Raw genomic sequence first — 1,160 nt, 5'->3', positions numbered from 1 at the left:
CCTCCGTGCCGGTCCCGGTGCGCATCCGCAGGTCAGGCCAGGGCCTGGCCGCTGCCCGCGACGGCCTCCGGGCGCAGCAGGTCGGCGAGGGTCTCGGCGGGCAACAGGCCCTTCTCCAGGACGAGTTCGGCCACACCGCGACCGGTGACGAGGGCTTCCTTGGCGATGTCGGTGGCCGCCGTGTAGCCGATGTGCGGGTTGAGGGCGGTGACCAGGCCGATGGAGTTCTCCACGGTCCGGCGCAGCACCTCGGTGTTGGCGGTGATGCCGTCCACGCAACGCTCGGCGAGGGTGAGGCAGGCCGTGCGCAGGTGGGTGATGGACTCCGACAGGGAGTGCAGGATGATCGGCTCGAAGGCGTTGAGCTGGAGCTGTCCGGCCTCGGCCGCCATGGTGATGGTGACGTCGTTGCCGATGACCTCGAAGGCGACCTGGTTGACGACCTCGGGGATCACCGGGTTGACCTTGCCGGGCATGATCGACGAGCCGGCCTGCACGGGCGGCAGGTTGATCTCGCCGAGGCCGGCGCGCGGCCCGGAGGAGAGCAGGCGCAGGTCGTTGCAGCTCTTGGAGAGCTTGACGGCGATCCGCTTGAGCACGCCGGACATCTGCACGAACGCCCCGCAGTCCTGGGTCGCTTCGACCAGGTTGGCAGCCGTGACCAGGGGCAGGCCGGTGATCTCGGCGAGGTGGCGGCGCGCCGACTCGGCGTATCCGGCGGGGGCGTTGAGGCCGGTGCCGATCGCCGTGGCGCCCAGGTTGATCTCATGGATCAGCTCGACTGCCTCGGCGAGCCGGCTGCGGTCCTCGTCGATCATGACGGCGTACGCCGAGAACTCCTGGCCGAGCGTCATCGGCACCGCGTCCTGCAACTGCGTACGGCCCATCTTCAGGACGTCGCGGAACTCGACGGCCTTGCGGCCGAAGGAGTCCTGGAGCACGGACATCGCCTTGAGCAGGCCGCGCACCGCGAAGACCGTCGCGACCTTGACGGCGGTCGGGTAGACGTCATTGGTGGACTGGCTGAGGTTGACGTCCTCGTTGGGGTGCAGGTGCTGGTACTCGCCCTTGGCGTGGCCGAGCAGTTCCAGCGCCCGGTTGGCGACGACCTCGTTGGCGTTCATGTTGGTGGACGTGCCGGCGCCGCCCTGGACGACGTC

Annotated in this window: 1 protein-coding gene; it reads right to left on the bottom strand. The window is 69.4% G+C overall.

All coding sequences use genetic code 11. From position 1 onward, the window contains the following. Positions 1-32: 32 nt before the first annotated feature. On the bottom strand, positions 33-1,160 hold a 1,128-nt coding region (locus AQJ91_RS37315), incomplete at its 5' end, for an aspartate ammonia-lyase (RefSeq protein WP_067030874.1).

The organism is Streptomyces dysideae (genome assembly GCF_001514305.1).
GTDB classification, from domain to species: domain Bacteria; phylum Actinomycetota; class Actinomycetes; order Streptomycetales; family Streptomycetaceae; genus Streptomyces; species Streptomyces dysideae.
The sequence above is the reverse complement of the archived record's forward strand: the minus strand, read 5'-3'. Positions and strand labels throughout refer to the sequence as shown.